Annotated in this window: 14 protein-coding genes; 7 read left to right on the forward strand and 7 right to left on the reverse strand. The window is 55.3% G+C overall.

The features are described from left to right. Window positions 1–88: 88 nt before the first annotated feature. The 3 genes from RAC60_RS00635 to pabB all read right to left on the reverse strand — a co-directional run bounded on the left by RAC60_RS00635 (window position 89) and on the right by pabB (window position 3561). Window positions 89–1453 carry an L-serine ammonia-lyase gene (locus tag RAC60_RS00635; RefSeq protein ID WP_033741913.1) on the reverse strand — a complete coding sequence of 455 codons (1365 nt, stop codon included), beginning with the start codon at window positions 1451–1453 and terminating at the stop codon, window positions 89–91. Between the two features lie 185 nt (window positions 1454–1638). Beyond that, a complete protein-coding gene (locus RAC60_RS00640) occupies window positions 1639–2202 on the reverse strand; it encodes a CoA pyrophosphatase (protein ID WP_006119458.1) in 564 nt (187 codons plus the stop codon). Beyond that, window positions 2203–3561 (reverse strand): aminodeoxychorismate synthase component 1, encoded by a 1359-nt coding sequence (pabB, locus tag RAC60_RS00645; protein WP_039343069.1) that lies wholly within the window; start codon window positions 3559–3561, stop codon window positions 2203–2205. 108 nt (window positions 3562–3669) lie between these two features. Between pabB and RAC60_RS00650 the strand changes: the two genes are divergently transcribed. After that, window positions 3670–3852, forward strand: a complete 183-nt coding sequence (locus RAC60_RS00650) for a YoaH family protein (RefSeq protein ID WP_006119456.1) — start codon at window positions 3670–3672, stop codon at window positions 3850–3852. A 16-nt stretch (window positions 3853–3868) separates the two neighbouring features. On the opposite strand, the gene RAC60_RS00655 is transcribed toward RAC60_RS00650, so the two are convergent. Continuing rightward, a complete protein-coding gene (locus RAC60_RS00655) occupies window positions 3869–4213 on the reverse strand; it encodes a RidA family protein (protein WP_006119454.1) in 345 nt (114 codons plus the stop codon). Between the two features lie 151 nt (window positions 4214–4364). On the opposite strand from RAC60_RS00655, the gene RAC60_RS00660 reads away from it, so the two are divergent. The 6 genes from RAC60_RS00660 to rnd all read left to right on the forward strand — a co-directional run bounded on the left by RAC60_RS00660 (window position 4365) and on the right by rnd (window position 11087). Beyond that, window positions 4365–4532 carry a hypothetical protein gene (locus tag RAC60_RS00660; protein ID WP_006119453.1) on the forward strand — a complete coding sequence of 56 codons (168 nt, stop codon included), beginning with the start codon at window positions 4365–4367 and terminating at the stop codon, window positions 4530–4532. Between the two features lie 143 nt (window positions 4533–4675). Next, entirely contained in the window at window positions 4676–6586 is a 1911-nt protein-coding gene (locus tag RAC60_RS00665; protein ID WP_033741909.1) for an ATP-dependent DNA helicase, read from the forward strand. A gap of 44 nt (window positions 6587–6630) precedes the next feature. Continuing rightward, complete coding sequence (tsaB, locus tag RAC60_RS00670; protein ID WP_058701808.1) at window positions 6631–7329, forward strand: tRNA (adenosine(37)-N6)-threonylcarbamoyltransferase complex dimerization subunit type 1 TsaB; 699 nt, start codon at window positions 6631–6633, stop codon at window positions 7327–7329. A gap of 60 nt (window positions 7330–7389) precedes the next feature. Next, complete coding sequence (locus RAC60_RS00675; RefSeq protein ID WP_375092441.1) at window positions 7390–7983, forward strand: Slp family lipoprotein; 594 nt, start codon at window positions 7390–7392, stop codon at window positions 7981–7983. A 206-nt stretch (window positions 7984–8189) separates the two neighbouring features. Next, complete coding sequence (fadD, locus tag RAC60_RS00680; RefSeq protein ID WP_152998362.1) at window positions 8190–9866, forward strand: long-chain-fatty-acid--CoA ligase FadD; 1677 nt, start codon at window positions 8190–8192, stop codon at window positions 9864–9866. Between the two features lie 99 nt (window positions 9867–9965). Next, window positions 9966–11087 carry a ribonuclease D gene (rnd, locus tag RAC60_RS00685; protein WP_033741901.1) on the forward strand — a complete coding sequence of 374 codons (1122 nt, stop codon included), beginning with the start codon at window positions 9966–9968 and terminating at the stop codon, window positions 11085–11087. Between the two features lie 48 nt (window positions 11088–11135). Here rnd and minE read toward each other — a convergent pair whose 3' ends face one another. From minE to minC, 3 genes are read right to left on the reverse strand one after another with little or no spacing between them, the layout of a single operon-like run. Continuing rightward, a complete protein-coding gene (gene minE, locus RAC60_RS00690; protein ID WP_006119446.1) occupies window positions 11136–11405 on the reverse strand; it encodes a cell division topological specificity factor MinE in 270 nt (89 codons plus the stop codon). A gap of 3 nt (window positions 11406–11408) precedes the next feature. After that, a complete protein-coding gene (gene minD / locus RAC60_RS00695) occupies window positions 11409–12221 on the reverse strand; it encodes a septum site-determining protein MinD (RefSeq protein WP_006119445.1) in 813 nt (270 codons plus the stop codon). Between the two features lie 33 nt (window positions 12222–12254). Then, window positions 12255–12953, reverse strand: a complete 699-nt coding sequence (gene minC / locus RAC60_RS00700; protein WP_006119444.1) for a septum site-determining protein MinC — start codon at window positions 12951–12953, stop codon at window positions 12255–12257. Window positions 12954–13085 lie beyond the last annotated feature (132 nt).

Consider the following 13085-nt stretch of genomic DNA (forward strand, 5'->3'; position numbering starts at 1 on the left):
CGCTTTAGCGTCGTTAATATTTATATCAGGCAGGACTTGCTAATGCACTGTTTAACGGGCGCAATTTAAAAATAAATAGGCTGAATGATTAGTCACATTGAACTTTTATCGCCAGTCCGCCCCGGGATGTCTCGCGGTATTTCGCGTTCATGTCTTTGCCGGTCTCGTACATGGTTTCAATGACCTTATCCAGTGAGACACGCGGTTCGCTGGTACGGCGCAGGGCCATACGTGCCGCGTTGATCGCTTTCACCGAGGCGATTGCGTTACGTTCAATACAGGGCACCTGAACCTGGCCGGCAACCGGATCGCAGGTCAAACCCAGATTATGTTCCATCCCGATTTCGGCGGCCACGCACACCTGCTCAGGGCTGGCGCCCAGCAGTTCGGCCAGACCTGCCGCAGCCATTGAGCAGGCAACGCCGACTTCCCCCTGACAACCGACCTCCGCGCCGGAAATAGAGGCATTCATTTTATACAAAATGCCAATGGCACCGGAGGCGAGGAAATAGCGAATAAAAATGTCGGGCGTGACGGGTTCAATGAAGTGATCATAGTAAGCCAGGACGGCGGGGACGATACCGCAGGCTCCGTTGGTCGGTGCGGTCACCACCCGACCGCCCGCCGCGTTCTCTTCATTAACCGCCAACGCAAACATGTTGATCCAGTCAATCACCACCATCGGATCGTTAGAGTGTTTGGCTGAGGAGATCAGCAAACGCCGCAGTGACGCCGCCCGGCGCGGTACCCGCAACGGCCCGGGCAGCACACCTTCAGTATTCAGACCGCGGTCAATACAGGCCTGCATGGTTTGCCAGATGGTCGCAAAATACGCATTGATCTCTTCACGTGAGTGCAGTGCCAGCTCGTTTTTCATCACCAGCCCGGACAGGGAAAGTCCGGTCTCGCGACAGTGGGCCAGCAGTTCTTTGGCCGAGTGGAAGGGCCAGGGTACCGTGACTTCGTCCAGGGCCGACTGACCAAAATGCTCTTCATCGACAATAAAACCGCCGCCGACAGAGTAATAGGTTTTAGACAGCACCAGCAGGTCGCCGGAGAACGCCAGCAGGCGCAGGCCATTTTCGTGCAGGGAGAGATTTTCGCTACGGAACACCATACCGCCTTCACGCGGAAAATCGACTTCATGCGCGCCTTTGGCAAGGGGCAGGCGTTCACGTTGTTGCACATCCTTAATAAACGCGGGGATGGCGTCGATATCGACGCTGTCAGGCGATTCGCCGGCTAACCCCATAATAATCGCTATATCCGTATGGTGACCTTTACCGGTCAGCGACAGGGAACCATAGACATCGACCGCAATGCGTGTCACCTCATGCAGCTTGCCTTGTTCAGACAACAACTCTACAAACTGTTTACCCGCTTTCATCGGACCGACCGTATGAGAGCTGGATGGGCCGATGCCCACTTTAAACATGTCAAAAACCGAAATCATGGGTGACACTCCTCACAAAAACTTGCAGACTGCCGTGGCAGTTAATGGCGCTAATAGTAAACGGCGAGGCAGGGTAAACGTGCTGCTTTTCGCATGAAATAAACTAATTAACTCCACCAGAAAAAATTATAGTGTGACATGGCGCAAAAGCCTGAATTCAGACGCAGAAATGGGCTCGCCCTCAACTAAAATGCAATTTGCTGGCTCAGGGCACGAATAATGCCTGCTGTCATTCCCCACACCAGATAGCCCTGATAATGGGAAAGCCACACCGGGTGGCGAATGCCGGCACGATAATAGTCAAGTTCGGCGTAGCGGCTAAGACGAAGCGCTTCGGTCAGGGGCATTTCGAAGGCGCTCTGAACCTCGTCAGGATTAAGGCGCAATTCGAGGGTTGCAGGCACAATGCCGACCACCGGTGTGACCTGAAAACCTGTGCTGCTGGTCACCGGAGGCAGGCAGCCGAGCACCTCAACCCGATCGGGTGCGATGCCCACTTCCTCCTGCGCTTCTCGCAGCGCTGTCGCCACCAGTGAGCTGTCGTCGTGATCCTGCATCCCGCCGGGAAAGGCCACCTGACCGGCATGTTTACGTAAGGCGTGCGAACGTTGCGTCAGCAGCAAGCCGGGCTGTTGACGGGCAACGACGGGGATTAACACAGCGGCATGTCGCCCCGACAGCGGCTGGGCGTTATGCAGCGGCTGCTGCAGGAGAAAACGGGTGCGAAAATCAGCCAGCGTCAGCGCCATTCAGGCTCCTTTTTCCAGTGCAGGCAGAATGCGACTGACCTTATCCAGCGTTTCCTGATATTCCGAGGCCATATCACTGTCGGCGACCAGGCCGCCGCCCGCAGCGCAGTAAAGATGCTGACGCTCAGCAATCAGCGTACGAATGGTGATGCTGGTATCCATTCTGCCGCAGACACTGAGATAACCAATGCTGCCGCACCAGGCATTGCGGCGGTGAGGCTCCAGTTCATCAATGATCGCCATGGCGCGAATTTTAGGCGCACCGGTAATCGAGCCGCCGGGAAAACAGGCACGCAGCAGATCGCAGGCATGAAGATGATCCGGCAATGTGGCCTGAATAGTGCTGACCAGATGATGGACTGCCGGGAACGGCTCGACCACAAACAGTTCGGGCACGTGCACGGAGCCCGCGACGGCGACCCGACCGATATCGTTGCGCAGCAGGTCGACTATCATCAGGTTTTCTGCGCGGTCCTTCGCCGCCGTGCGCAGACTTTCAGCCTGGGCCGCATCCGCCTCAGGATCGGCCGCACGCGGACGCGTACCCTTGATGGGACGGGTGGTGATAACCTGCTGATCCAGTGCCAGGAAGCGCTCGGGAGACAGGCTCAGAATGGCGCTGTCGGGCAGGCGCAAAAATGCGCTGAACGGGGCGCGATTGGCCTGGTTGAGCATACAAAATGCCCGCCATTCATCCCCCTGATAGCTGGCGCTGAAGCGCTGTGCCAGATTGACCTGATAGCAGTCACCGGCCTGAATATAGGCCTGTACCTTATTAAAACGTTCCGCGTAGTCGTCTATGCTGAGGTTTGACCGCCAGTCACTGGTGAGGGAAAACGCCGCCGCGTCACGTTCGGGCCAGTTTTCCAGCCAGGCAAGGCGCGAGGCGATATCGTCCAGGGCGACCAGGGTGAGTTTACCGAGGTGATGGTCGGCAATCAGTGCCCAGTTATAGATGCCCACGGCCATGTCTGCCGTAGTCAGATCGTGAAGGGCGGTATCGGGCAGCGTTTCAAAGCGTCGCCCCAGATCATAGCCAAACAGTCCCAGCGCTCCGCCCTGAAAGGGCAAATCGGGATGACGCGGTGGCTTAGCGCCCAGCGCATCACACTGCTGTTGTAATAAGGAGAGCGGATCGTCAGTACGCGTTTCAACGCGATCGCCCTGCTGAATTTCTGTTATGCTGCCACGGGTTGTCAGGGTGGTAAGCGGGTCCGCCGTCAAAATATCAAAACGGTTATCACTGTGACTGGCCTGGCCGGACGAAAGCAGCATCGCCCAGGGTAAATGCGCAATGCGCGAAAAATAGTGGGTGATAGCGTCGGGCGAATAACACAGGTTATGAGTTTGAACGATCATTGAGCACGAAATTTGACATCAGTAAGGCCGTTAGACTGACATATTTTTCCCTGACTGGCACCTGTTTGTTCCCCATGAAATAATGACAGCCCTTAACAGGAGAAAATGATGATGACAGGATTACCCGCACTCTCACACGATCAGCAGCAGCGCGCCGTAGAGCGCATTCAACAGTTAATGGCCGAAGGGATGTCCAGCGGTGAAGCGATTACCGTTGTGGCACAGGAGATACGTGAAAGCCATACAGGTGAAATGATCCGGGCGCGCTTCGAAGAGGACGATGAAGGCTGACGCCCGGGGCTCGGGATCAGCGGGCCGCGATAATTTTTATTTCAACTTTATACTTCGGATTCATCAACCCGGCCTGGACCGTACAGCGAACCGGGGCGTTATCGGGGGAAACCCACGCATCCCAGGCGCGATTCATCGCGGCGAAATCCGCCTTGTCGACCAGAAAAATGGTAGCGTCAAGGATTTTGCTTTTGTCGCTGCCTACGCGCGTTAGCAGGGCATCGATCACCGCTAACGCATTAGCCGTTTGCGCCTCGGCATCAGCGTCGAGGTTTTCGGGCACACTGGTGTAATAAATGGTGTCGTTATGAATAACGGCTTCGGACATACGGTGTTCGGGATCAACGCGCGTAATGCTCATTTTCTTCTCCTGATTTTCTGAACGCCTAGCCTGACATATTCCCGGTACGATTGTCATCCCTTGCAGAAGACGGTCGCCGTCAGTCGCGCAACCGTCAGCGAAAAGTGGTATAAAGCGTCGCTTACTTGTTCAGAACAATCAGGATTAACGCATGGCCAATACGCACTATCTCTTTTGGGTAATGTTCGGGGCACTGACGCTGCTGTTTATTGTGATCGCCACGTTTGTCGGTATGTCGCGTACCGCAAAACACGGTTTTTTTACGCTTGTCGTCCTGATGGCGATACTGGTTGCGGGTGCGCTCTACATCAGCCCGTGACGATAACGGGCGGCCTGGCCCGTCAGACTGACTGAACGCATCCGGTCAGCAGACTTCATGCAGAATGCTGCCGTTTGTGATTTCCTTCAGGGCTGCAATGCTGACATAATATACAGTGTTTTCGGCCGTAATTGAGAGGGTACGTGGCAGACGATTTTGCAATTGATGGCGCGCTGGCAAAAGGCATTGCGGGCTTTAAACCGCGTGAGGCCCAGCGTGAAATGGCGCAGGCGGTCACCGAGGCGGTACAGAATCAGGGTGAACTGGTCGTCGAAGCGGGGACCGGCACCGGTAAAACCTACGCTTATCTTGCTCCGGCGCTGCGGGCGAAGAAAAAGGTGATCGTGTCAACGGGCTCAAAAGCCCTGCAGGATCAGCTCTACGCGCGCGATCTCCCCACCATTGCGAAAGCGCTTACGTTTACCGGTAAAACTGCGCTGCTTAAAGGCCGGTCCAACTATCTGTGCTTGGAGCGTATGGAGCAGCAGTCCGCGACCGGGGGCGATATGAGCGTTCAGGCTCTCACGGATTTTGTCACGCTCCGCAGCTGGGCCTCGCAAACCCCGGATGGCGATATCAGTACCTGTGCCGGCGTCACCGAAGACAGTCCGCTCTGGCCGCTGGTTACCAGCACCAACGACAACTGTCTGGGCAGCGACTGCCCCCTTTATAAAGACTGTTTTGTCGTTAAAGCACGTAAAAAAGCGATGGACGCCGATGTCGTCGTGGTCAACCACCATCTTTTCCTGGCCGATCTGGTGGTAAAAGAGGGCGGATTCGGGGAACTGATCCCTGAAGCGGACGTCATGATTTTTGATGAAGCGCACCAACTGCCGGATATCGCCAGTCAGTATTTTGGTCAGCAGCTGTCGAGTCGTCAGTTAGCCGATCTCGCCAAAGACATCATTATCGCCTACCGCACGGAAGTGCGGGACGTTCAGCAGTTGCAAAAATCCGCTGACCGTCTGGCCCAGTGTGCCCAGGACTTTCGCCTGACGCTGGGAGAACCGGGCTACCGCGGCAACCTGCGCGACCTCCTCAGCGATAACAACATCATGCGCATGTTTACGCTGCTGGATGATGCGCTGGAACTCTGTTACGACGTGATCAAACTTTCGCTTGGACGTTCTGCCCTGCTGGATGCGGCCTTTGAGCGCGCGGCGCTCTATCGCACGCGACTGAAACGGATTCGTGCCATCAGCGAACCGGGCTTTAGCTACTGGTATGAATGTACATCGCGTCACTTTGTGCTGGCGCTGACGCCTTTATCGGTTGCCGAACGTTTCCGCGAGGTCATGGATAACCGTAAAGCGGCCTGGATTTTTACCTCTGCCACCCTGGCTGTAGATGAAAAGATGGACCACTTTGCCGAGCGACTGGGCGTCAGTCAGGCAAAAAACCTGATTCTTAACAGCCCGTTTGACTATGCGCGGCAGGCGCTGCTGTGTGTGCCACGCAATCTGCCTGAGCCCAATCGCCCTGGTGGCGCGCGTCAGCTGGCAAAAATGATGAAGCCGCTGATCGAGGCGAACAAAGGCCGCTGCTTCTTTTTATGCACTTCCCATCTGATGATGCGTGAGCTGGCCGCCGAGTTCCGGGCCTCCATGACATTGCCGGTGCTGGTGCAGGGCGAAACCAGCAAAGGACAGTTGCTCAAAGAGTTTATCGATAAAGGGAATGCCTTGCTGGTGGCGACCAGCAGCTTCTGGGAAGGCGTGGATGTACGGGGAGATGCGCTGTCGCTGGTCATTATTGATAAGCTGCCGTTTACGTCGCCAGAGGATCCGCTGCTTAAGGCCCGAATGGAAGATTGCCGCATCCGCGGCGGCGATCCCTTCAGCGATGTGCAACTGCCGGATGCCGTGATTACGCTGAAACAGGGCGTGGGCCGGTTGATTCGTGATACGGACGACCGCGGCGTTCTGGTCATCTGCGACCAGCGGCTGGTGTCACGGCCCTACGGCGCACTTTTTCTGAGCAGTCTGCCGCCCACACCACGCACGCGTGATCTTGCGCAAGCTATTGCCTTTATTCATCAGCAACCTGGCGCGTAATTGTGTGCTAAGATGCGCGCCGTTTTGAATCTTCAGAGGTCGATATGTCGGTCCGAATTTTAGCGCTGGATACAGCGACAGAAGCCTGTTCTGCGGCATTGTTCAACGGGCAAGAGTGTGACGCACGTTTTGAAATTGCGCCGCGCGATCACACACAGCGCATTTTGCCGCTGGTCGCCGAGCTGCTGCAGGCTCAGCAACTGGAACTCACCGAACTCGATGTGCTGGCCTTTGGTCGCGGGCCCGGCAGTTTTACGGGCGTGCGTATCGGGATTGGTATTGCCCAGGGGCTGGCACTCGGCGCGGCGTTACCGATGGCGGGTATTTCCACCCTGGCCACGCTGGCGCAGGGCGCCTGGCGTCAGCACGGTGCCTGTCGGGTACTCACCGCGATTGATGCGCGCATGGGTGAAGTGTACTGGGCAGAATATCAGCGCGATGAGGACGGTATCTGGCAAGGGGAAGCAACGGAAAGCGTGCTTACGCCCGAGGCCGCGTTGGAGCGCATGCAGGCGCTAAGCGGGGAGTGGTATACCGCCGGCACCGGATGGCAGGCCTGGCCGGTACTGCAGCAGGGCCATGCACTCCAGCTCAAAGACAGCGGCGTTTTGCTGCCAGCGGCTGAGGACATGTTGCCCCTGGCGGCGCGCGCCTTAGCACAGGGGCAAACCGTGTTGCCCGAACAGGCTGAGCCAACCTATCTGCGTAATGAAGTGGCATGGAAAAAACTGCCGGGCCGCTGACAGGCAACGCAACTTATTGTTATCGGGGCACTCTAAACATCAACCTTCAGGAGAATGTCTATGTCAATGTGTCGTAGAGGCGTTGCCGGTGTGATGTTGGTCTGCGCCCTGGTGTTAAGTGGTTGTGTTTCCGTACCGGATACGATTAAAGGTCACTCAGCGTTGCCCCAGCAGGATTTACTACGGGTGATGAGCAATCCGGCCCTCTATGTCGGCCAGGAGTCGCGCTTTGGCGGTAAAGTGGTCAACGTAATTAACCGCAATGGCAAAACCCGGCTGGAAATTGCGACCCAGCCGCTGGATGACGGCGCGCGCCCGGTGCTGGGGGCCAGCTCGGTAGGGCGTATCTATGCCGACATTCCCGGTTTTGTTGACCCGACGGATGTCAAAGACCAGTACGTCACCGTTCTCGGCACGATTAAGGGAACGGAGCCCGGTAAAATCGGCGAAGCAAACTACTCGTTTGTGGTCGTTGATGTTCGGGGTTACCAGCGCTGGCATTTGACCCGTCAGATCGTGTCACCGCCAGAGCCTCTCGATCCCTGGATCTGGTATGGCCCTAGGCGCCATCGTGGTGGTTACTGGGGTCCAAATCCTTACTGGGGCATGTACAACCCCGGTCCGGCTCAGGTCGAGACCATCCTCACGCAATAGTGTGACATCCGTTTTGATCAGGCCCGGTCGCGGTGCTCGCAACCGGGCTTTTTATTTGCATCGTTAACCAACACGAAATTTAGTGATGGGCTTCGCAACCTCAACATGCCAATAAGAGCAAACTGGTACAATCAGTTAAAATATTGTTAACAAATACGATTGTTGAGGCGGCGATGAGTACACAACAAGATTATCGGGGTGAATCCTTGAATAAGGTTTGGCTGAAACGCTACCCGGCAGACGTCCCTGCCGAAATTAATGCTGATCGTTATACGTCTCTGGTCGATTTATTTGAGCAGGCTGTCGTGCGTTACGCCGGACAGCCCGCATTTTACAACATGGGTCAAAAAATGACCTACCGCCAACTGGACGAGAAAAGCCGGGCGTTTGCGGCATATTTGCAACACGAACTCAGGTTACAACCGGGCGCGCGCGTCGCGCTCATGATGCCGAACCTGCTGCAATACCCGGTCGCGCTGTTTGGTGTGCTCCGGGCCGGCATGGTCGTGGTTAACGTCAATCCGCTTTATACCCCGCGTGAACTGAAGCATCAGCTAAATGACAGCGGTGCCAGTGCGATCGTCATCGTGTCGAACTTTGCACATACGCTGGAAAAAGTCGTCGCTGATACGGCGGTCAAACATGTGGTGCTGACCCGGATGGGGGATCAACTGGCACCGGTAAAAGCCACGCTGGTGAATTTTGTGGTGAAGTATGTGAAGCGGCTGGTGCCCAAGTATCATTTGCCGGGGGCGATATCGTTTCGCCATGTGCTGGAAACGGGCGCGTCAATGCCGTATCGACGTCCACAGGTCAGTAATGATGATTTGGCATTCCTGCAATACACGGGCGGGACGACCGGCGTCGCGAAAGGTGCGATGCTGACGCACCGAAACATGCAGGCAAACCTTGAGCAGACCAAGGCGACGTATGGCAAGTTACTCCGCGACGGCAAAGAGTGCGTCGTGACGGCCTTGCCGCTCTACCATATCTTTGCGCTGACCGTGAACGGCTTGCTGTTCGTGGAACTGGGTGGGCAAAACGTATTGATCACCAATCCGCGCGACATCCCCGCTTTTGTGAAAGAAATGGCGAAGTATCCTTTCACGGCGATAACCGGCGTGAACACGCTGTTCAATGCCTTACTCAACGACGATAATTTTAACAAACTTGACTTCTCGACGTTACGTCTGTCCGCGGGCGGGGGGATGGCGGTGCAAAAAGCAGTGGCGGAACGTTGGGAAAAACTGACCGGGCACTATCTGCTGGAAGGCTATGGGCTGACGGAATGTTCCCCACTGGTGTCGGTTAATCCCTACGACATTAACTGCCACACCGGCAGTATTGGTTTGCCGGTTCCCTCAACGGATGTCATTATTCTGGATGAAAACGGTAATGAAGTCCCCACTGGTGAGCCCGGCGAATTATGCATTCGTGGGCCGCAGGTAATGCTGGGTTACTGGCAGCATCCGGAGGCCACGGCAGAGGTCCTGAAAAATGGCTGGCTCCACAGCGGCGATATTGTTACCGTTGATCACGAAGGATTTATCCGCATCGTTGACCGCAAAAAGGATATGATTCTGGTTTCGGGCTTCAACGTCTATCCTAATGAGATAGAAGATGTCCTGATGCAGCATACGAAAGTGCGTGAAGCGGCAGCCATTGGTGTGCCGAGTGAGTTGTCCGGTGAAGCGGTGAAGGTTTGTGTGGTCAAGAAAGATCAGTCGCTGACCAAAGAAGAGCTGCTGGACCATTGTCGCCGTCAACTGACAGGCTACAAAGTGCCCAGGATTGTTGAGTTTCGTGATGAACTGCCTAAAACGAATGTAGGAAAAATTCTGCGTCGTGAACTGCGCGACGAGGTGAAAACCAGCGCAAGCTGATTCGCCGTCAGGATTCAGGTTGAACGCCGGCACTGTCCGGCGTTTTTATTGCTTTTAACATGGAGCACCGCACGTTGTCAGCTGCGGTGGAAACTGAACGTGAACTATTCTCTGATCGATAACGATGATCACCTGGCCGAGGTGTGTCAAAAAGCACGCCAGCATACGGCTGTCGCCCTGGATACCGAATTTGTCCGTACCCGGACCTACTATCCTCAGCTGGGGTTAATCCAGCTGTTTGATGGCGAGCAGTTAGTCCTGATCGATCCGTTACCTGTCCGTGACTGGTCACCGTTTATTGCGCTCTTAACGGATACCCGCGTGACCAAATTTTTGCACGCCGGGGGGGAAGATCTGGAAGTGTTCCTGCACCGCTTTGGGGTACTGCCACAGCCCATGATCGATACACAGATTCTGGCGGCGTTCAGCGGTCAGCCACTTTCCTGGGGTTTTGCCTCAATGGTGGCGCATTTCACTCAGGTGGAATTAGACAAAAGTGAAGCCCGGACCGACTGGCTGGCCCGTCCGCTGACTGAGCGGCAGTGTCAGTACGCCGCAGCGGATGTGCATTACCTGCTGCCCATTGCGCATCAGCTGATGGCGCAGGTGGAGCAGGTGGGGAACGTGACGGCGGCACTGAGCGAATGTGAAAACCTGTGTCAGCGCCGTTTAGATGTGCTTGATCCCGAGGACGCATGGCGGGACATCACCAACGCCTGGCAACTGCGTCCGCGTCAACTGGCCGCGCTGCAGCGCCTGGCGGCATGGCGGCTTAACGTTGCCCGCGAAAAAGACATGGCGGTCAATTTTGTGGTGCGTGAAGAAAACCTGTGGAAAGTGGCGCGCTTTATGCCGGGCTCGCAAGGGGAGTTAGACCATCTGGGCCTGTCCGGTCACGAGATCCGTTTCCACGGCAGGGCAATGCTGGCGCGGGTTGCTGAAGCCGCCGCGCTGGAGGACAGTGCGTTACCGCCGCCGTTAGCGAATCTGGTGGATCACGTGCATTACAAACGGGCTTTTAAAGCGATTAAAGCACTGGTACAGCAGGTCAGTGAACAGAGCGGATTAAGCCAGGAACTGCTGGCATCACGTCGACAGATTAATCAGGTGTTGAGTCAGCACTGGGGATTAAAGCCACAGAACCGTGAGCCCGAACTGCTGGCAGGCTGGCGCGGTGCGCTTCTGAAACCCGGCATTAGCGAGATACTTGCCGAGATATAAAAAAATTCCCCTGCTACTGCGCAGGGGAATCTCAGGAAACCAGACGCGTCATTTCGTTACGTCTTCCGTTTCAGGTAAGGTGACGTTCAGTTCCAGAATCGAGATATCATCTCCTTTCTGATCAAGCTGAACTGTCACCATGTCCGGATCAATCTTCACGTACTTGCAAATCACGTCCAGAATGTCGCGCTTGAGTTGCGGAAGATAGTGGGGCTCACTGTCGCCCCTTCTCCGTTCTGCCACAATAATCTGCAGCCGTTCCTTGGCTATGTTGGCAGTGTTCTTCTTCCGGGATAAAAAGAAATCGAGTAATGCCATGGTTTATCCCCCGAACAGGCGTTTCAGGAAACCCTTCTTCTCTTCTTCAATAAAGCGGAAGGGGCGAACTTCACCGAGCAACCGTTCAACGGTATCGGCATAGGCTTTACCCGCATCGGACTCCGCGTCCAGAATCACGGGTTCACCCTGGTTTGAGGCACGCAGCACAGACTGGTCTTCCGGGATGACGCCGACCAGCGGTATGCGCAGGATTTCCAGCACATCTTCCATGCTCAGCATATCGCCACGGTTAACACGACCCGGGTTATAGCGGGTCAGCAGCAGATGCTCTTTAACCGGCTCCTGGCTGGTTTCCGCACGGCGTGATTTGGACGAAATGATACCGAGAATACGGTCAGAGTCGCGAACCGAAGAGACTTCCGGGTTGGTAGTGATGATGGCTTCATCGGCAAAATAGAGCGCCATTAACGCACCGGTTTCAATGCCCGCAGGGGAGTCACAAACAATAAAATCGAACTCCATCTCCGCAAGATCATTCAGGACTTTCTCGACGCCTTCGCGGGTCAGCGCGTCTTTGTCACGGGTTTGTGAGGCAGGCAAAATATACAGCTGCTCAGTGCGCTTGTCGCGGATCAGGGCCTGATTCAGCGTGGCATCACCCTGAATAACATTCACGAAATCATAAACAACCCGGCGCTCGCAGCCCATGATCAAATCAAGGTTACGCAGGCCGATATCAAAGTCGATGACAACCGTTTTCTTGCCTTTCTGCGCTAAACCGGTGGCGATGGCCGCGCTTGACGTGGTCTTACCAACGCCCCCTTTACCGGATGTAACTACAATAATGCGTGCCATAAATATTGATTTCCTTAACGAAAGAAAAGGGGCCTAATTAAGTGTCTGGATAGTCAGCGCGCCATCCTGAAGGCAAAGCCGCGCTGCTTTAGCAAAATATTCTTCGGGGATCTGATCCATAATCCAGTACTCCCCGGCGATAGAAACCAACTCTGCGGACAGGTTGGTACAAAAAATCTGGCATTCTCTGTCGCCGCTGGCGCCTGCCAGCGCCCGACCACGCATCATGCCGTAAATATGGATATTGCCGTCAGCGACCAGTTCTGCACCGGCACTGACGCTACTGGTCACAATCAAATCCGCATTACGGGCATAGATTTGCTGGCCTGAACGGACCGGTGTATTGACGATGCGTGTCTTCGCGGCCAGAGGTTCCGCAGCAACCAGTTTGAGTTCAGGTTTTGGCTCCTCACGTTTCTGGCTCTCTTTCCCCTCTGCCAGCACCGGCAGACCGGCACGGGCGATCAGCTTTTTCAACGCCTCGTCTTTGCAGCCACTGACACCGACAATACGCAGTCCCGTAGCGCTTACCGCCTGCAGCATCTGTTTCCAGTTTACGGCGGCATTGAGTGCCGCAACATTCAGCACCACTGGTGCGTTTTTCAGGAAATCGGGTGCCTGGTCAATTTTGTCCTGAAGCGCTTTGCGGATCACCTCTGGCTCATGGTGATGCAAATGAACAACAGACAAGGTAAAACTGCTTCCCTTAAATTCGATTGGCGATTGCGGCATCTGTCCCGACTCAGTCCTGTTTTACTACCCTGTGCTAAGCGATGATAAAAGCATCGTTAAAGCGCGATCGGCGAATATTCGAAGTACTGCAAGCATGTTATAGTTAGCGCTATATTCAAACAAGCCTCAGCG

Source organism: Pantoea sp. BR_17, from assembly GCF_041955125.1.
Lineage (GTDB): Bacteria > Pseudomonadota > Gammaproteobacteria > Enterobacterales > Enterobacteriaceae > Pantoea > Pantoea stewartii.

Excerpts from the sequence above, each read along its gene's own strand:
- minC (WP_006119444.1), bottom strand. The coding sequence starts at position 12,953 with ATGCCGCAATCGCCAATCGAATTTAAGGGAAGCAGTTTTACCTTGTCT.
- minE (WP_006119446.1), bottom strand. The coding sequence starts at position 11,405 with ATGGCATTACTCGATTTCTTTTTATCCCGGAAGAAGAACACTGCCAAC.
- RAC60_RS00635 (WP_033741913.1), bottom strand. The coding sequence starts at position 1,453 with ATGATTTCGGTTTTTGACATGTTTAAAGTGGGCATCGGCCCATCCAGC.
- RAC60_RS00660 (WP_006119453.1), top strand. The coding sequence starts at position 4,365 with ATGGCCAATACGCACTATCTCTTTTGGGTAATGTTCGGGGCACTGACG.
- minD (WP_006119445.1), bottom strand. The coding sequence starts at position 12,221 with ATGGCACGCATTATTGTAGTTACATCCGGTAAAGGGGGCGTTGGTAAG.
- RAC60_RS00655 (WP_006119454.1), bottom strand. The coding sequence starts at position 4,213 with ATGAGCATTACGCGCGTTGATCCCGAACACCGTATGTCCGAAGCCGTT.
- RAC60_RS00640 (WP_006119458.1), bottom strand. The coding sequence starts at position 2,202 with ATGGCGCTGACGCTGGCTGATTTTCGCACCCGTTTTCTCCTGCAGCAG.
- RAC60_RS00675 (WP_375092441.1), top strand. The coding sequence starts at position 7,390 with ATGTCAATGTGTCGTAGAGGCGTTGCCGGTGTGATGTTGGTCTGCGCC.
- pabB (WP_039343069.1), bottom strand. The coding sequence starts at position 3,561 with ATGATCGTTCAAACTCATAACCTGTGTTATTCGCCCGACGCTATCACC.
- RAC60_RS00650 (WP_006119456.1), top strand. The coding sequence starts at position 3,670 with ATGATGACAGGATTACCCGCACTCTCACACGATCAGCAGCAGCGCGCC.
- tsaB (WP_058701808.1), top strand. The coding sequence starts at position 6,631 with ATGTCGGTCCGAATTTTAGCGCTGGATACAGCGACAGAAGCCTGTTCT.